Annotated in this window: 9 protein-coding genes and 1 pseudogene; all 10 read right to left on the reverse strand. The window is 37.8% G+C overall.

Annotated features, from left to right (window positions below; genetic code table 11):
- Positions 1–3 precede the first annotated feature (3 nt).
- A complete protein-coding gene (locus tag G7051_RS15540; protein WP_166201695.1) occupies positions 4–2,172 on the reverse strand; it encodes a GH116 family glycosyl hydrolase in 2,169 nt (722 codons plus the stop codon).
- A gap of 4 nt (positions 2,173–2,176) precedes the next feature.
- The gene (locus G7051_RS15545) at positions 2,177–4,012 is read right to left on the reverse strand and encodes a right-handed parallel beta-helix repeat-containing protein (RefSeq protein ID WP_166201697.1); all 1,836 of its coding nucleotides are present in this window, start codon (positions 4,010–4,012) and stop codon (positions 2,177–2,179) included.
- A gap of 14 nt (positions 4,013–4,026) precedes the next feature.
- Positions 4,027–4,875 carry a sugar phosphate isomerase/epimerase family protein gene (locus tag G7051_RS18345; protein WP_166202849.1) on the reverse strand — a complete coding sequence of 283 codons (849 nt, stop codon included), beginning with the start codon at positions 4,873–4,875 and terminating at the stop codon, positions 4,027–4,029.
- Between the two features lie 21 nt (positions 4,876–4,896).
- Positions 4,897–8,643 (reverse strand): annotated as a pseudogene (locus tag G7051_RS15555) (family 78 glycoside hydrolase catalytic domain); the annotation flags it as partial.
- 1 nt (position 8,644) lies between these two features.
- The gene (locus G7051_RS15560) at positions 8,645–10,090 is read right to left on the reverse strand and encodes a glycoside hydrolase family 140 protein (protein ID WP_166201699.1); all 1,446 of its coding nucleotides are present in this window, start codon (positions 10,088–10,090) and stop codon (positions 8,645–8,647) included.
- Between the two features lie 65 nt (positions 10,091–10,155).
- Positions 10,156–12,558 (reverse strand): glycoside hydrolase N-terminal domain-containing protein, encoded by a 2,403-nt coding sequence (locus G7051_RS15565; RefSeq protein ID WP_255493390.1) that lies wholly within the window; start codon positions 12,556–12,558, stop codon positions 10,156–10,158.
- A gap of 74 nt (positions 12,559–12,632) precedes the next feature.
- Positions 12,633–14,033, reverse strand: coding sequence for an acetylxylan esterase (locus tag G7051_RS15570; protein ID WP_166201703.1), 1,401 nt, complete (start codon positions 14,031–14,033; stop codon positions 12,633–12,635).
- A complete protein-coding gene (locus G7051_RS15575; protein ID WP_166201705.1) occupies positions 14,033–15,616 on the reverse strand; it encodes a glycoside hydrolase family 28 protein in 1,584 nt (527 codons plus the stop codon). Before G7051_RS15575 ends, G7051_RS15570 begins: the two co-directional genes overlap by 1 nt.
- 60 nt (positions 15,617–15,676) lie before the next feature.
- On the reverse strand, positions 15,677–16,678 hold the full coding sequence (locus tag G7051_RS15580; RefSeq protein ID WP_166201708.1) for a LacI family DNA-binding transcriptional regulator: 1,002 nt from the start codon (positions 16,676–16,678) through the stop codon (positions 15,677–15,679).
- A gap of 124 nt (positions 16,679–16,802) precedes the next feature.
- On the reverse strand, positions 16,803–19,400 hold the full coding sequence (locus G7051_RS15585) for a glycoside hydrolase family 2 TIM barrel-domain containing protein (RefSeq protein WP_166202852.1): 2,598 nt from the start codon (positions 19,398–19,400) through the stop codon (positions 16,803–16,805).
- Positions 19,401–19,942 lie beyond the last annotated feature (542 nt).

Here is a 19,942-nt window from a genome sequence, read left to right on the forward strand (position 1 = left end):
CTCTTACAGTGCTTTATAGGTTATGGTGTATTCTTTTCCTTTAAGTATTTCTACTTCGTAAGTATTGCCGCCTTTCGAATTTATAGAGGTATTTTTACAGGTCGGCTTCGATTTACTTTTGACAGTTAATATTCCTGTTCCTGTATCCGATTTTACTTTAATCTGTTTAGTATCGCAATAGACATAAATATCTCCGTTTTGGGTAGGTACTTTTCCTTCGATCCATTTCAGATCGGCCAGATTTGGTTCAATAGCATATGTTTCGTATCCGGGAGAGGCAGGTTTTACTCCTAAATAGTATTTTCCGAATAAGTATATCGGGCTTGCTCCCCACGCATGACATAGGCTTTTGCCAAACGGACGACCATACATAGCAAAATGTTCCGCTCCTTTTTCATTTGGATTGTATTTTTCCCAGAATGAAGTAGCTCCTTCATTGAGCATTCCGCCCCAATAATTACGAATTTCTTTTAGCATATGCTTTTGTTCTCCAAGTAAACACAATGCCTCTAATTCATAAAAACGCATGTAAGGAGTGGTGATTTTCAGTGCATCGGGATTCAATAATACATTGTTTTTCACCGCATTTGTTTTGTCTTGATCTAAATAGCCGAACAGAACGGCAAACATATTGGTATAAGGTGTTACCTGCTCACTTTGAACACCGTTCTCCCGATTATGTATAAATGCGTTTTCTTTTCCAGACCAGAATGCGGTAAATAGTTTTGATTTTAGATCGTTAGCCAGTGATGTGTATTTATTGCTGTCTTCCGTATTGTCTACTAGTTTAGCACAGAGAGCCATAGTCTCGAGGCTTCGGCAGAATAGTAATTGTTCGAAACTTACTTCTCCCGTTTTACTCATTTTGAAATCTGCCCAATCGAGAAATACCCAATCGCCCGAAATACCTTCCATCATTCCGTTCGAATTGGTGCGTGACAGGCAATATTGCATCAAGCTTTGCATACGGGGATAAAACTGTTCGATAAAAGTCTTATCTCCTGTATATTGATAATAGTCGTACACGCCCATAAACCAATAGAAAGTATAATCCATAATGGTATTTATATGACTTGTTACCGGATCTTTACCCCTTAGATTAAGCATGGTTCTGGTAACAGAAGGCGAGTCGAAAAACAAATAATAATTCATCAAGTAGCTTTGGTAAGCATCGCCCGACCATACCCATCTGTCACGTTTGATTCCATCAATGAAAAACTCACGGGAAGTAAGGTGCATCGTATAGGCTGAAATATCCCATATCTGATTCAATAAAGCATCGTTGCATCTGAAACTACCTCTGTAATCTAAAGGCAGATATTCGTATAACATAGATACCGAATCATAGGAGAGACTGTTATCTTTTTCAATATAGACGTAACGGAACGCTTTAGAATCTTCAATAGTCAAGTCTTTCGCATTACTATTGTCAATCGGTAAACGGTCCAATGTTTCACAAGAGGCTGTCGATAGTGCTTCTTCGGGCGATTCGCCATAGTAAATATTCAGAGTTCCTTTTCCTTTCAGATTGTGGAACTTTACAAAACCGAAAGTTTCTTTCCCGAAGTCGATGAGTGTACCGTTTCCTTTTTGCTCCGATTTTACAGCTGACATAGGCTCGGTTGTTAATTTGAATTTTGAGGGTGTATTTTCTGGAGAATCGAAATTCCAAGAAGAAGCGTTCAGATACATTGTTCCCGAAGAAGTATCCGAAGCTTTGCCCGATTCGTCAATCCACTCTTTGTCTTCGAAAGTGACTTGCCATGTATTGTCCGATTGTACGGTTTTTCCTTTTACATAGATAGCAGGAACATTCGCCTGATTATGTACTTTTATATTTAAGCTGTGTTTCCCTGCGGGAATTTTGACAACAGTAGGGTAGCCCGAAATCATTTTTCCGTCCAGTTTTACATTGTAGCGACCTTCTGCATAAATTTGTACCTCTTCAGGTTGAGCTAAGTCTAACTTCTTGGAGAATTCAACTAATACATAATGGCTGTCCATTTTCCAGAATGGAGGAAAGAAAGTTCCTCTTTCGGTTCTTCTGTTTTGCATTTCGTTGCCCAACCATATTTCGAAATCTCCCGGATAATAAATCCATGTCGCTTTTTGTTGGGCATTTATTGATTGTGCAGAAAAAATAATTATAAAAAGAAATAATATGTGTCTCATAGATTTACCAGTTTAATAAATGTTTGTATTTATTTTCTAATCCGGCCTTATGTTTAATGGAGTCTGCAACCATTGGTCCGTTGTTTTCCCATGTATTACCGGGACCATTAGCATTTTGCAAAAACTTTTCCGAAGGCGTCCAGTTATCTTTTACAGTAATAAAAGACGAGCCTTCATCTGTATATAAATAGAACCAATGATCGGGATCATGCACATAAGAGGGTACATAAATGCTATCTACAACATTCTCGCTGATAGTCGATTTCGATTGTACCGACAAGGTGTAAATACCTGCAACATCATACATGTGTTTTCCGTAATGATGGATATAATTGGCATGAATAAGGTTGTTTCTCATGCTATTAACAGTTTTTGTCCATCCCCATCCGAGATTTATCCCCGAATACGAAACCTCACTGATTTCGTTGTGTTCGATGGTGATATCCCGCACAAATCCGGCTGCTATCCCTAAACATCCCCAGTCTTCGTTGGTAACATCAGTAATCAGATTATTAGCAATGCGTTGATGAGAACATAGTAGTCTTTCATCTTTGGGATCGTAAGGTAAATGGGTTTCAAAAGCTTCTTCTGCAAATTCACCTATCTGTATCCCGTTTCCGGCTATATCCCTGAATAGGCAACCTTCGATTGTAGAATATTTAGAACCTGGAAGAATATCTACTCCGCAAGAACCAAGCTGTTCGAACCGGCAGTTTTCTATTCCGATATAATTTGTATTTTTTAGTTGAAGTGCGGCAGGAGGACGACCTATCCACCCCTGATTTTCGATTCCCTTATTGAAATTTCCTGGAACTCCCGGAGGACGTAATTTATAGGCATCAATCAGATACATACCTGCTTGTAACGGAACATGCCCTTTTTCGGATGGTCTTGTCCAAGTTGTGTTTTTTAAAGAGAGCCCTTTCATATAAATGTGTTGAACAGGGTTGTCAAGTGTTCCACAGATATTAATGAGAGTTTCTACCGCAGGAACTATAGCTTCTGTGGTGGTCATATCTTCTCCTATGCGAGCCATATAATATATTTTATTTTTAGCTCTGTCGTGATACCATTCTCCCGGTTCATCCAGCAATTCTATGGCGTTGGTGAGATAAAAAGCCGAATTGAATCCTTCCTTTATCATCGGTTGTGGCCAAGGATGTTCGAATTGAATTCTGGCTTCGGGATTATGAAACTTTATCCCTGCTGAATCTCCTTGTATCATGATTGATTTAACACGTAGATTTGCAATTGCCCACATTTGATGAATAACCAATTCTAGGTTTTCAGACTTCATTACATTTTTCACGGCAGAAGCAGGAACCCAAAGAATCTCGTTTACTTTGTCATTACTGCGGATTCTATCCATTTTTTCAAAATCCGAAACATTACATGCCCTTGTAGCTTTTTTTCCATTAATCCAAAGTTGTCTGAATAGGAGAGGGTTTCCATTGAATGACGGAACAGTAGCAGTCCAATATTTGCCTTCTTTTTTCCAATCGGTTATGTTGATTCCTCCGCTTAATATGGGCTCTTCGCCATCCATAGTCTGTATAATGGTAGGGCTTTCTTCTGTACCCGAATCTTCGGGACGAATAAAAACAGGTTCATAAAGAGAATAAGTACCTCCTGACATCCAAATATAGAGAGATTCATTTTTCTTGATCTTACCCAATCGACGCATATTGCGAGCTTCCCTTAAAGCATTGTGTAAGGTTGCTTTAGGCATAGACTTAGTTCCATCATTACTATCTTTTCCGTTGGGGCTGACATAGATATCGGCTCCGAAAGAGTGGAATGAAGCAAAAATGAAAACTAAAAAACTGATATGTTTAATCATAATATAGAGGGTTCTTATTTCTGCTGAAAAACTGATTTCAAATAATTGGCATTTGCTCCAAAATTTTTCTTCACATTATGAACATCTGTTGTATCACGAGAACGTTCGATAACAAGCCATCCGCTCCAACCCATTTTGTCAAGGGTTTTCTTTACTTCGGGCATATTAATTGCAGGATCATTTTCGAGCCAATGCCCGTCCGTATTACTTGCATGTATTTGAATGATACGGTCTTTTTCCAAAGTTTTAAGTTCTTTGATAATATCTCCATTACGTTTCAGAATACTTGAAAAATTGACATAGCTTCTTACAGCCGGAGAGCCTATTTCATCAATCAGTTTTGCTTCTCTTTTAGCATCCAGAGATGTTTCTATACCAATAACAACTCCTGCTTTTTCGGCTTTCTTGGCAACCACTTTCATACGTTCCAAAATGATGGGATATAGTTCGGGGTTTTTAGCTAAATCGCTTTGATTTCCAAGTGGCAGGAAAGCTACTTTCACACCTAATGCCTGCATGGTTGCAATACATTCGTCAATCAATTGTTCGTAATTATCTCTATTGGCGAACGATTGTCCATAAAATCCGGACATAGCTATAGAACTCAATTGTATACCGACTCTGTTGCACTCGGAAATAAATAATTCCTGAAATTGTTTTTCAGTAAACTTATTATCAAAAGATACACGTTTACCTAAGCTGCCCATATCCAATTCTAAACCATCAGCACCTACTTCCTGAGCTAATTGCATAGCGCCTACTTTCTGACGTTTTAGCATCATCCAGTCACAAACCGAAACCTTATATCTATTGTTGTTTACAACTTGAATTTCGGATGTTTCTGTTGTTGAAGGCCATTTCATATTCTCAATTTTAGATAATACTAGTTTGTTAGGATCAATCTGAATATGCTTAATGGCTTTTCGTCTCCATGTATATACAATATGCACCATGCCATCTTTACTCTGAATAACAGACGGATAAGAATACTGACTGATAGGTGAGTCCTCTAATATAGAGGTGGCATACCATGTTTTACCATCTTCCGATATAGCTACATTCAATGGAGTACGGGCACCTTTTCCATTCTTTAAAGTATCATGAGGTAATACATGGTTATAGACTAATAATTGACGACCATCTTGCAGGGTTACTGCGTCTGTCCCCGAATTATTATTGGGTAGCATCGTTTTAGTCATAGGACTCCATGTCTTTCCATTGTCGGACGACCATGATTCGGCAATAGCACGTTCTTTGGTACGACAAAGTATTTGCAGCTTTCCATCTTTATGAATTAAGATAGATGGCTGTATAGTATGTAGCTCTACACCTTCATTGATAGGACCTATTTTATACCAAGTCTTTCCAAAATCTTTACTGGCTTCGAAGTGAGTTTGCCATGCTCCGCCTTCGGTACTGGATGGAGAAAGAAGCGTTCCATTTTTTAATAAGACAGGTTTATTTTTTACGGGACCTAAAAATCCATCAGGTAAATCAATTGGTCTTGACCAAGTTTTACCACCATCCTGAGAAGTTATCAGTTTACCGACCCATCCTCCAACATTTGGTCCTACTTTGTAGTATAATTGTAATTCTCCGTTGGGAACTTGAAACAATACAGGATTCCAACACGCATACCTCAAGGTATCATTTACAATACCGTTAGCAACATTTTGAGGCTTTGTCCATTGACCTTTAACTAAATGACTTGTCCATATGCAGACATCAGGATTTCGTTCTTTAGTACCGCCAAACCAAGAAGCTATTAATTGTCCTTCTTTGGTTTCGGCAATAGTAGCTGCATGACTTTCGGGATAGGGGGCAGTCTTATTTATAAATTGATCGACTACGATTCCTTCTCTCCAACGGTTGAACGATTGTCCGTATTTACAGGTGAAAACATATTCTCCCGATCCTATTTCGAGATTGATTCTGCCATTCTCTTCTCTTACATATTTAAGCCCTTCTACCTTAGTTATTGATTGACCGTTTTCTGTAATATCATCTCCCGAAGCAGCAGGTAACAGAATATTGGCACGGGTATTTGCCGGAATCGTAATTTTCCATGTAAAAATGCCTTTATCTAAGTTCCATTCACTTTTAGCTAATCCGTATGGTGTCTGATGAGAAGCTTTTGCATAGGTTAGATCTTCAGTAGGATTTGGCATCATCCAAAGATTTTTAAATCCTGGATAGTTTGGGTGGGGTTTGATACCTGCCACATCCTGATACATCCATGTAATAAGATCACCTAATAACATCACATGATTATGTGAATTCATTTTAGGGCTGGCTGTATCACCATTCCAAAGTTCCCAAATGGTGGTGGCTCCCTGTTCAGCCATATACCCCCAACTAGGGTAGTTTTTTTGTGAAGCAATGGTGTAAGCAACATCCGCACAACCTCTTCTGGTCAATTCACGCATGAGCCATTGTGTACCAATTACCCCGGTACTGATATGTAGTTTATCTGTTCTGACAATTTTATCCAGCATATTCTGGAATACAATATCTTCGTTCTGTTTATCTACCATATTAAATGCCAATGGCAGCAGATTAGCAGTAACAGTATAGTTGCCATACTGCCCTGCTTCTTTATTGTAAAATTTAGTATTGAATGCCCTTCTTACATTCTCAGCCAGATCAGCATAAGCTTGAATATCCGCATTGTTATTACTTATTTTTGCAAATTTCTGCATGAATAACAATATCTTATAGAAATAAGCAGTGGCAATAAGCTGACCATCTGTTATTCGGGCAGGGTCTTGCGACTTAATTATTTCTTTACTTTCAGGAGGCACACACCAATCTCCATATTTATCTTTTGTCATGATATAATCAACCGTCATATATTTGTCAGTCATATATGAGAGCCATTTTTTCATATACGGATAATGTTCCACAATAGGTTGAGAGTTTCCAAATTGATTGTACAACATATTGGCTATAAACATATATGTTCCCGGCCATGTCATATTATCGCTGTAATAAGTTTGATAAAAGGGTGGGGCAATATCCGATAATTGACTATTATTGAGTTGAGAATCTTGTATGTCTTTGAGCCATTTAGTATACAGTTTTTCGTTACCAAAAATGTAACTTTCACCTAAAGAGCCTGTTGTACGGTCTCCTAACCAAGGCTGCCTCTCATCTCTTTGAGGACAATCAAGAGGTATACCTTTGTAATTTCCCCGAATACCCCAATAGGCATTTTTATAGATCCTGTTCAGTATATCATTAGATGATTCGAAATGACCTGTAGTCTCCATGTCATCATAAACGACTTGTCCTAAGAAGTTTCCGATAACAGGAGTTTCTGAATACCCTGAGATTTCCATATAGCGGAATCCATGAGTTACAAAAGATGGTTCCCACGACTCTGATAGATCACCTCTCATGGTATAAATGTCATTTTGCTTGGCACTTCTTAAATTAGCTGTATTTAAATGTCTGTCAGCAGTTAAAGTTTCAGCAAATCGTAGTGAAATTTTATTGCCTTTTTTTCCTTTTAGATTCAATAACTTTACCCAACCTACCATATTCTGACCCATGTCTACAATAAAAGTATCTGCTTTCAGATGGGTAATCGAAACAGGTTTAAGTGATTCATGAACCTTCATATTTTCGCTCATTTGAGCCGAAAGTTTTCCTTCGGGAGCTTTTACCAATTCAACTTTTTGCCATTTTTTATCATTGAATCCGATTTGATTCCATTTGCCTAATTCTTTTGTAGCATCGTATTCTTCGCCGTCAAAATCATTATTCGAACGGATAGGGCCATCGGTTGTAATTTTCCATGAACTATCACTTACTACTATTTCTTTTGTGCCGTCTGTATACTCTATTTCTAGTTGGCAAATTAATTTAGGATAGCCGAATGTCTTAATCTTATGCGGTTTGAAATTCTGACGCATATTGTAAAAACGTCCGTTTCCTAAAACTACCCCGATTGCATTTCTGCCATTTTTGATTTCTTTAGTGACATCGAACGTATTATAAAGAACAGTCTTAGTATAATCGGTAGCCACAGGTGCTAATACCTGATCGCCTATTTTAATTCCATTGATATAAAGCTCGTATACTCCTAATCCAGAGATGTATGTTTTAACCGACTTAATGCTTTTACTATTATTGAATTCTTTTCTCAAGTAACGGGCTGAGAGTCTTGACCACTGAGTTTCACTATCCCAGGGGAATACTTTATCAAGTCCGATCCATTGAGCAGACCAGTCTTTATCCGCTAATAATCCGATACTGAATTTTGCAGGTTTGCTCCATTCCGATTCGCCTTTGTTGGTAGAAACTCTCACTTTCCAATAGACATCGGTACGGCTTTTTAAAGGAGCGCCTCCATAGTTTACGAAAATGGATTGGCTGTCTTGTACTTTTCCCGAATCCCAAATATCAGATTCGTTTTTTGCCAATTTATCAGCAGAAGAAGCCATCAGGATTTGATATGAAGTTTGGCTGATATTTCGTTCCTTGGAAAGAATTATCCAACTCAATCGGGGGTGAGAAGTGGCGATACCTTCGGGATTGGTAAGCATCTCGCATCTAAGCCTGTCTACTTCGATACTAAATGCACCCGATACACAGAGTGCTGATAACAGGAGTAATATTATTCTTTTCATATCAATTCTTATTGTCCATTAAGTTATCCTGCACATAAATTTTCGAAGCATCCGTTATGATAAGTACCCAATCGTTTCCTGCACGGTAACCTGAGTCATTAATGAATGTGTGTTTCTTGTTGTCAAATTCTCCAATGAATTCAACTTTGCCATTTTTTGGACTAAACCACCATGCTTTTTTCTTAACTCCTGCTATTTTAGTCAGGTCAATTTCGGTTAATCTATTGGTATAGTTGTATGCTAGAATATAATCGTTGCCTCGTGTGGCAATTACCCGCTCATATTGTGTTCCATTCGCATTGGTTATTACCGATTGATCAGAAATACGATCGAAGAAAGGAAATGCCAGAACCAGTTTTTTCAAGTATTTCATTTGCTGACATCCCGGATCGTGAAGTGCTTCCCACCAAGGCTTCTTTGCTCCGAACGAAGCCAGATAACCGGGACGAAGCATTTGCATTGTAGAATTATGTCCGTATGTATGACCGAATGATCCTGCAAATACCGACCAATAAGCGTATCGGCGTACATCTTCGGCTTGCCAGTAACGCTCATCGAAATCGTGTAAGCCGTGAGGAATATCTTCATAAGAAGGCTCTCCGTCGAGTACCGGTTTTAACGGTTTTTCGGCTAAGCTTCGTTCTACAAAACGCCAGTTATCTTCTTCTGTATTTTCTTCTATAGGATAATCTCCATCACCAAAGCGTTGCCCATAGCGGCGATGTCCTGATTGGAACATGTTGAAATCGAGCCACGGTTCGTTATTGAACCATGTGGTAGATATAGTACGTCCACGAGGGTGAAAAGTCATTAAATGATCAGGATCAATAGCTCTTATTGTTGTAGCAAGTGCCTGCCATACTTCGGGTTGAACATCTCCACGAATATCTCCTCCGATAAGCCATACTATATTGGGATATTTCTTATATCGCTCAGCTAAGAATTTTCCGTATTTCTTAGCATTTTCTGCCGATAGTTGTTTTTGCTGAACCACACTTCCCCATACGCAAACAATGCCTATATACATGCCTTTAGCTTTGGCTCTTTCTACAATATAATCAACATGTTGCCAATAGTTATACTCTCCTTTTTTATCTATATTATCAAAGTTAAAGCCATCAGTTAAAGCCCAATCTCCATAAACATTCATAGCAGGAACGGTATGTAAGGTCGATATTTGAACAACATTATAGCCATTCTTTTGAGTTTCATTCATAAAGAAATCCACTTCATCCCGATTAGAACGAGAAGGTAATAACCAAGCTGTTTCTCCCAACCAAAAAAATGGTTTTCCATTTTCATGTTCAAGGAAACGTTTATTGTCGCTGATTTTCAGCTTCCCGTTTTCCCAAGGTATATCAATCTTACTTTTCTTCTCTTGTGCATGGATAGAACCCAGTCCTAAAAATGCGAAGGCTGCTATAAGTATTACTTTGTGCTTATTCATGTTTCTTATCTTTAAGGTCACAGACCTATTAATTAATTCAATAAGGTTGCATTCAATTGTTACTATTATTTACTTTTGAACGTATATGTTTTTCCCTGTTCGGTTTTGAGATCGTATGTATATGGCATTTTATCGGATAAATCAAAAACTAATTCTGCTTTCTCTGAAATTACAGGTCGCTTTACTTCGGGTGTTGAATAAAGTGGATTTGGATTTGTTCCTTTAGCTAGTTTCAGTCCGTTTCCTTGTAAAGGTGAATCGATTTTTAAGCGACAATTTCCTCCATTTTTAGATACTATTTTCAGAGACTCAACCTTTCCATCTTTCCAGTCAATATCTACTACAAATCCTCCACGTGCAACAAGTCCTTTGATGCTTCCTGTTTTCCAGACACTGGGTAAAGCAGGTAATATGTAGATAAATCCGTTATGACTTTGTACAAGCATTTCAGCGATTCCTGCAGTACAGCCAAAGTTTCCATCGATTTGAAAGGGTGGGTGAGCATCAAACATATTGCTGTAAGTACCTCCTTTTTTCTTTTCGTTGGTTACTAGGCTCAATTGCTCGGTCAGTAATTTATAAGCGTGATCTCCATCTAAAAGACGTGCCCATAGGCATACTTTCCATCCCATTGACCATCCTGTAGATGGATCACCTCGTTGAATTAAAGTATTCTTTGCGGCCTCACTCAATTCGGATGTGTAAAGTGGAGATATTTGATTACTTGGGTATAATCCATATAAATGAGATACATGGCGGTGCTTGTCTTCGGGTGAATCCCAGTCATAGATCCATTCTTGTAACTGACCATGTTGTCCGATCTGCATAGGGGGTAATTTCGCCCTTTTCATTCGCAATGTGTCTGCGAATGCTTTGTCTAAGCCTAATATATTAGCAGCATCTATAACATTCGAAAACAGGTCGAAAACCAATTGATTATCCATTGTCGTTCCTGCTGCTATGGTAGCTTTTAGATTACTGCCTGCATGAACATTTTCGGGAGAATTGGAAGGAGATACAACCAACCAGCTATGATCGGGTTCTTCAATCAGAAAATCAACAAAGAATAGTGCAGCACCTTTCATTACCTGATAAACGTCTTGCAGGTATTTTTTATCACCTGTGTATAAGTAGCGATACCATAAATGTTGGCTTACCCATGCACCTCCTGTCGGCCACATTCCCGATGTTGCCTGATCCACTGGTGCTGTGGTTCTCCATATATCCGTATTGTGGTGTAGTACCCATCCACGGGTATGGTACATCATTTTAGCAGTTGTTTCACCTGTTTCGGCAACCTCTTTTACTAATTGCAACATAGGGTCGTGCATCTCGCTTAGGTTGGTCGATTCGGCAGGCCAATAATTCATCTCTAAGTTTATATTACAAGTATATTTACTGTCCCAAGAGGGCAGGAGTCTGTCATTCCATATTCCTTGTAAATTAGCAGGTTGAGTATTGGGTTGCGAAGATGAAATCAACAAATAACGTCCGAATTGAAAATACAAAGCAGCCAATTGAGGATCAAATGTCTGTGCAAATTCTTTGATTCTTACATCAGTCGGTTTTAAAACTGCATCGGTTGTACCTAAATTCAAGGAAACACGATCCATATACTGACGGTAAAAATTAGTATGGTTTTGTTTTGCTAAAGAGTAATCTTTTCGGATTGCATCGTCAATATATTGCTTGCATTTCAATGTCTTATCCCCTGATATATCTTTGTAATTGATAAAGTTTGTAGCAATAGCAATGTAGATGATCGCTTCATCCGCATTTTCTACGCTGATTATATTATCTTTTATTTGATAACTCCCTCCAATGATTTTGGGTTTAACTCTTGTTTCTAATTGTACTTTTCCGCTTTGTTTTTCGTGGGTCTGAGTAAGAGCCGATAATATAATCTGATTGTTATCGGTAGTATATTCGACTTTTTCCTGTGGAGTTGTCAAAAAGGCATTACAAGAGATACTGGCAGGCTTATCGGCTGTTAATCGAATCATAATCACCTGATCGGTAAACGAGGTAAGAATTTCACGCTTAAAGGTTACACCATTCACTTTATAGCTGACTGTTGCCGTAGCGTCGGATATATCTAAATCTCTGTAAAAGTTCGTATATCTCTCATGTCCCGGAAAAGAAATAAACAGATCACCCATCGTTTGATAGGGCATTCCGTGATTCTTTTTCGACATCAGTTTTTCATTGGCTAATTGCTGTGCTTCAACATACTTTTTTTCGAAAATAAGCTTGCGAACTTCTTGTAAAACTTCGGGAGCGACTTCGTGTGCATTATTATTGGGCGAGCCTGCCCAAATGGTTTCTTCATTCAGCTGTAAATGTTCAACAGAGGGAACACCAAATACCATCGCACCTAAACGTCCGTTACCTAATGGTAGTGCTTCGTTCCAATCGGCGGCAGGTTTATTATACCATAAGCGCAAATGGTCGCTATCCTTTGCCATCATCCATTGCGATGAAAAGCTGAAGAGAATTAAAAGATATACGAGTTTTTTCATGGGTATTGTATTTTGAGTAAGGTTTACTTTTGTATGCCTGCTTTTTTCAATACTATCATCAAGGCTTCCTTTCCTTTTATGGCGTTTGCGGGAAGATTCTTTCCGCTTTTGCCAAAAGCATACATTTGCCATTCTTTTTCAATGGTGATTGTGCTTTCATCATATTGACCGTCTTTGCCTTTAAGTATATCAGCATTTAATCTAAATCTTTCGGCTATAAAGTCATATGCTGCCATCCTTTTAGAGAAGCCATAATCGTGACCTTCCTCAGGTAAGTGTACATTCTTTACATTATCAGTTGCCCCATAAAATCCGTATATGCGTTTTATGAATGGATATTCCAATGCAGGAACACTGCTTGACCAATCTTTACCATCAGAGATTATTAATTGAGGCTTAGGTGCAAATATGGCTGCAACTTCAGCATTGTTGGTACGATTTCCACACAGATGAGTCGGCATACCGCTTTCGCACGGACATCCTCCATTGAAATGTGAAGCCAGCATAACAACGGGAATACTAAGGTTTATACGATCATCTATGGCTGACATCATCATTGTCATGCTTCCTCCTCCTGAGCCTCCGGTGATTCCAACACGAGACGAGTCTGATTCTTTAAGGGTTAACAGATAATCTAATATCCGTATAGCATTTAGTGTTTGTATAGAGTGTGCTGCACTCAGCCGATGTAATGTCCCGTCAAATTGAAGCAGGCTTTCACCCCAAGCAAAGAGATCCCAAGAAGCGGAAATAATTCCCATACGTGCTTGCATAGCACAGCGTTTTTGTTGGTCTTCTCGATACCTTCCTAGTCCGAAATGTCCATTCGGATTAAGCATTATGGGACATTTATCTTTTATTTTTGTCGGTTTATAAATAGATCCGCAAACATATATGCCGGGTAGGGTTTCGATGGCAAAATTTTCAACTGTATATCCATCGTATTTTCTTTTCGCAGTAAGTATTACTTTCGAATTGGGTTTTTCGGGTAGTGGAGATAGCCTTAAAGCTTCTTTGAAGCAGGGAACAAGCTCTGCTTTACGCTTTTCCCAACTCGATTTATCATTATATTGTGATTCGAGGTATTTCAGAAATTTTTCTCCTTGAGCTACATTTGTTCTGGCATATTCGAATGATTTTATTTTATACTTACCGTTATCCATCACAAAAGTATAATCGAAAGGAGCCAATATTGCATAAAGGCTTTCTTCTGCACTCCAAGGCTTAATTCTCCAGTCGGCATAATTCAATATTTTGCCATCTATCATCTTCTCGTCATATTTGATTTTGATATTGAACTGTTGCTCAATATCAGCCAGAACGTCTTTCAAGAGGCGTGCATAAGAATCGTCTGCTGTTTGCGCGAACAAAAAAGACGAAGCAAAAGTCAATTGCAGTAAGAATATAATTATAAGCTTTTTCATTATTCTATAATTATTGCATTCGGATTTAGATCCTGTGATTTCTCAATAGTCTGGTTTAATCTTTTAAGATAGTTGCCCGTCAGTATAATATTGTTGGTACTTGCTCCCTCTGCTTTTAAGAACGATTTGCTTCCGGCAAGCGGAAAACATCTATTAATAAAAACGTCTTTAACATCTGTCAATGAGATTAAACTTTTCTCAGAATTAGGTTGTAATGTATATACATTATTCATGTATATATTCTCCGAATTCTTAATCGTAAATGAGGGACTCAAAGTTGCATTTACCTGAACATCAGTAAATGTCAAATCCTTTGATTTGTTAATGTCAAACCCTGTTTGAGCATCCATATTCACGTTTGTAAAAGTTATATTCGAAATGGGAGCTTCTTCGATCCCCCAGATAGTACAGGCTGCATTAACGTCCGATCCTGTAATGTTTGAGAAGTGAATGTTTCTGAATATAGGCGTTCTCTCAGATATTGGTTCGGCAGGGACATTCGAATAGAAAAGATTCAGTGTAATGGCTTCTTTTTTAATGTTTTTCATCACCACATTGCTCACTCTTATTTCTTCGACTATTCCACCTCGCCCTCTGGTCGATTTAATACGGATACCTCGGTCAGTTCCATCGAAAATGCAATTTGATATAGTTATTTTATGTACATCGCCCGACATTTCACTGCCGATAACTACACCTCCGTGACCTGCTAACATGGTACAGTTGGTAATTGTCACGTTTTCGCAAGGAGTAGCATATTCACGCCCTTGGAGATCACGTCCCGATTTCAATGTAATGCAATCGTCTCCCACACTGATGTGACAATCCGAAATATGTACATCTTTGCATGATGATGGATTGATACCATCGGTATTTGGAGAATAGGGATTAAAAATAGAGACTCCTTTTACTGTTACATTCTCACAAAACTCAGGATTTATTGTCCAGAAAGGAGAATTAACAATTGTGATCCCTTCTATCAATATATTCTTACTCTTGTACATCTGGATAAAGGGTGGGCGAAAGAACTTTTTATCAAACGTTCTTTTCCAGTCCGATTGTTCCTCTATCTTTAGATTCGGATTTTCTTTATCCCAAAGTTCCTGTAAAGGAGCAACTCTTTTCAATAGTGGTGCATATTTTTCAATCCCATCCATTGCCCATGCCACATGCCACCAATGAGAACCGTTTCCGTCGATTTTTCCCCTTCCTTTTATCGTGATATTCTCTTTTTCGTAAGCATAAAACAGAGGGCAGAAGCTTTTCATAACAACGCCTTCATAGCGTATTTCTACAAAAGGTGTATATTCTTCGTATTCACCCGAAAAGAGGATTGTAGCTCCCGATTCAATATCTATTGTAATATTATTTTCGAGTTTGATAGGACCTGTAAGGTATGTTCCTGCAGGAAAATATAACGTACCTCCTCCATCTGCGGTTAGCTTATCGATGGCTTTTTTTATTATCGCGGTATTTGAGGTTTTTCCGTCAGTTTTTCCTCCGAAAGATTTCAAGTTAATCGTTTCAGCATTGCTGCAAAAAAACACACTTAAAAAATAAATAGTAAATAATAAGTTCTTCATCGTATCTATATTGTGTTTATTCAAGTATAGGTATTAGGTTGTTTGATCTGTTTAGTTTGATCAAACTAAACAGGTATGCAGACTTGCTTGCAATTCTATCTTCTCAGTCTTATTTGATTTATTAATTATTTGATTCATCAATATATCTATTGCTTTTCTCCCCATTTCGGGCAATGGTTGCATCATATAAGGTACATCATAATTTACGAAATCGAATATTTCATTTTTATCAAAACTCATCAGATTTATTTTCTTAAATAACTTCCTATCCAGTTGTTGCATATACTTTATTCCTGCCACGCAAATACTGTCAGTGGAGAAAAAGATACCGTCGAGATCTTTAATCTGAAGCAATTCATTGATCGCATTGGTTGTATCTTCTGTAATATTTTCATAGCTAACTTCCTTAATAAGTTCAGGATCAAAAATAGAGGCTTTTTGTACAGCTTCTGCATATCCGCGTTTACGTTCGATCATATGATGAAGTTTATTCTGATAAGTTAGCAATGCTATTTTTTTACACCCTAAAGCTATAAGGTGTTTGGTCGCTAACCAGGATGTCTGATAATTGTCAATCATTACATGGCTTGTTTCAATAGCCGGAAAACACCTGTCGAGCAGTACCACGGGAATCTTCGATTTAACCAGTTTCGATATATATTCCTCTCCATTCTCTGTGGGAACAATAATGAATCCATCCACCTGTCTGCTTTGAAGTGTTTGTATCATTTTTTCCATTTTTGAAGTATCTTCATTCGTATTGGTTATAATAATAGTATATCCGAGCTTTTCGGCATATTCCTGTATATGAAATGCTAGAGTTGCAAAAAATATATTAGATATATCAGCTACAATAAGTCCTATTGTTTCTGAGCGACCAATTCGTAAGCTTCGTGCGAGATTATTAGGCTCATAGTTTAACTCTTTGGCTTTAGCTCTGATCTTTTCAGCCATTTCGTGTCCTACTCTGCCTTCCTTTTCTTTACCGTTAATAACTAACGAAACTGTAGCGTTAGAAACACCTAATGCAATTGCTATATCTTTAATTGAAACTCGTGCCATTGTAGTGATATTTATAGTTCTCGATTTTACAAAAGTATTAGATTAAACGTTTTAGCAACTTGTTTTCATTATGTTATGTAACATAAATTGCAGAAACAAATATTACTTTTACAGTCGCCATATCTTATTGTCCAAATTCGGTTTGCTGCCTTTCTACTTCATCTAAAGCTTTTTTTCTTTCTTCCTCTGTCAGCTGTCTGTCAAAACTTCGCTGATATGCTTCACTGGCATTCTTATTGGCTATCGGTTTTTCGATGAATAGAAGCGTACGATCTGATAGAATCGTTTCGAATTCGATATCAGCCGGAGTAGGAGCGTGCTCTCCCTCAAACAACACACGGGCATGTACTTTTATTTTTCCGGGATTTATGGTCGACCGAACTAAAACAGGGGCAGAACCAAATTCTACAATTCTTGGATTGGCACCGATTTGCGATCCTCCGATTATTTCTCCTTCTCCTTCTACTGTAAATAGGATTTGTTCTTTAGCCAATCTGCGAATATTGCCTTCATCATCTGTTACTTCACATATAACGGGTACAAAATCAGATCCATCTGCATACAATTGTCTGCCTTCATTATCTATTCTTAAGCTCAATTTGGTAGAGCGTCTCGATGGCATTTTAGTTGTAGAACAAACTACTTTTCCATTTATAAGACCTTCGGCTACAAAAGTTACTTTCTGCCATTGTTTTTGTACATATGGATATTCCCTCATGGCATTGAAATCAAATACATCTTTGAAAATAACAGGAGGATGAGGCATTCCATATTTAGCCTTCTGTACTTTCTGGATCAAAGTATCTTTTCCGTAAACAATTAGTCTGACTTCATCGCAATTGGTAAATAGGGTTACATCCGTATCTGAAAAAGGAGATATTTCATGTGCAATAAATATCATAGGACCTGTTTCAGATAGAGGGTGTTTAAGGTTTGCATCTACCTGACTCTTGAACATATAATAGGAGTATTTAGGCTGGCGGAATGCGTCCATCAGTCCTCCCCAATATGGATCGGGATGATAACCTCTCTGATGATCGAAAGGATGCCACAATGCACCTCCTATGAACTGATTACTCTCGGTGTACATTTCATTGTAAGCTTTAGCTAACTGCAGGGCTTGAACTACTTGAGGTCTCTCTCCCCAACTGCGGGATGCTCTGTTATTTGTATTATGAGCATACCAGTCATCTACGTTTTCACCAAATTCACGTGTGAATATCGATTGCTTGTAATTTCCTACATCTTTAGGCCATCCGTAGACTACTTCGTAATTGTCGGCAACACCTTCCGAATGTGCATCAGCCACACAGAAAGCTCCCATATACGGATATTCTTCGTGTGTGATCTTATGAGCATTAAGCGAGAAATCTAAAGGAAAGCGAGTTTCATTTAATATTGGTTCCCACATTAGAACCGATGGGTGATTGCGATCTCTCCGTATCATGTTACGTATATCTTTGTAAACTAATTCTGCAAATTGAGGGTCTTTATTCCAGTATTGCCATCCGGGAGTTGCAACAATAACAAATATGCCCAATTCGTCGCAGGCATCCATGAAAGAGGGGTCTTGCGGGTAATGTGCCACACGAACTATACGACAGCCGGCATCACGAAGTTTCTTGGCATCCCGCCAATGTTGAGAGTTAGGAACAGCATTGCCCACATAGGCAAAATCCTGATGACGGTTTCCTCCTATCAGTTTGTCTGATAATTCATCGTTTAACCAAAATCCGTCCTTCCCTCTGAATTCTGCTTTTCTAATTCCTGCACGTGTAATTCCACCATCTAATATTTTACCGTTTGATGAGATAATTCTTGACTCGATATGGTATAAATAAGGACTATCAGGTGACCATAAGTGAGGAGAGTTTACTTCTATTGTTTGACGTGTTTGTTTCGATTCTCCTTTTCTCAGATTGATTTTAGATGTAAGTGTTTTTATATGATTCCCGTTAGCATCGCACAGGCGAGTTTCTATTTTGATATTTTCATTATTTGCAGACTTATTCACGATATCGGTATCAATAACTATAGATGCTTTCTTTTTAGATATTTCATCGTAATGTACAAATATGCCACCACCGGCAGGCTTATCCTCTTTATTTGGGTCGGATATATGAATTTTTGAAGTTGCTATCAGCCATACATCCCTGTAGATACCTCCATGATATGTAAAGTCGAGAGTGGATTGCTTTTTTCCCGGAGGGAAGTTCTTGTCATCGGAGTTATCCGTTAATACTGCAATCAAACATTTGTCACCTGCTTTTATTCCATATTGAGTTAATTCTATGCTAAAAGGTAGATAGCCTCCTAAATGTTCCTCTACCTTTGTACCATTTAAGTAAACAGTTGTTTTGCCCATTGCCGCTTCAAAATAAACGTTTATGAGTTTATCCTCTAAGGTTCCGTCTACTATGAAATGTTTTCTGTACCATGCCGGTCCCTGATAGTTCCGACCACCACTTGCCTCTGCAGGCATTAACTGAACTGTGTGAGGTGTAGAAACGATATCCCATTTAGAGTCATCAAAATCTAAGAGTTCCGCTCCCTTCGGATTACCTCTTTGAAATCGCCAGCCCACATTAAAGTTATAAATTTTTCTCCCCGAATCATTCAAATCAAAAAGTCCTACAACAGATGTTTTCGGTTGAAGGTCTTTCCCAAAAGAGATAAGTGATAAAAATAGAGAAAATAATAAAAAATGTATTTTTTTATTCATCATTGGTGTTCTTCAATTATGTATTAAATGGCTATATTTAGCCCCGATAAGAGTAATTATATCGTCAAAAATAGGTAAGATTTATCATAGTATAAAATGATTGAATCTTCTTACTTAATATAAGAACCCTTTACCTTATAATTGTTAACCTCTTGTATTAATAAGGGTTTGAGAGAATTTACCTGTTTTATAAAAGGCCGGAAATGTCAATAATAAGATCAATTTAATTACAATTAAGATCAATTTGCATACATCAAAATATGAATAAGAACATACATTTGCAATTGTCAAATACTATTTAGAAAAATTTACAAATTAACCGATCACTTATCTCAAAGTTTAAGAAAGCACAGCCCCTAGTTTAATTTTAATCTCAAATTTTCATCTAATACAAGTTAAACGTTTAATCAAAATGATGCATTCTAAGTTAAACGTTTAATCTAACATAAAACCTATTTATAAATACCATTTATTAATATTTAAAATCATGGAAAAACTATGGAAAACAAGTCACTGAATTTTTTGAAAGCCAGGACGAAATA

It is taken from the genome of Dysgonomonas sp. HDW5B, from assembly GCF_011299335.1.
GTDB lineage: Bacteria > Bacteroidota > Bacteroidia > Bacteroidales > Dysgonomonadaceae > Dysgonomonas_A.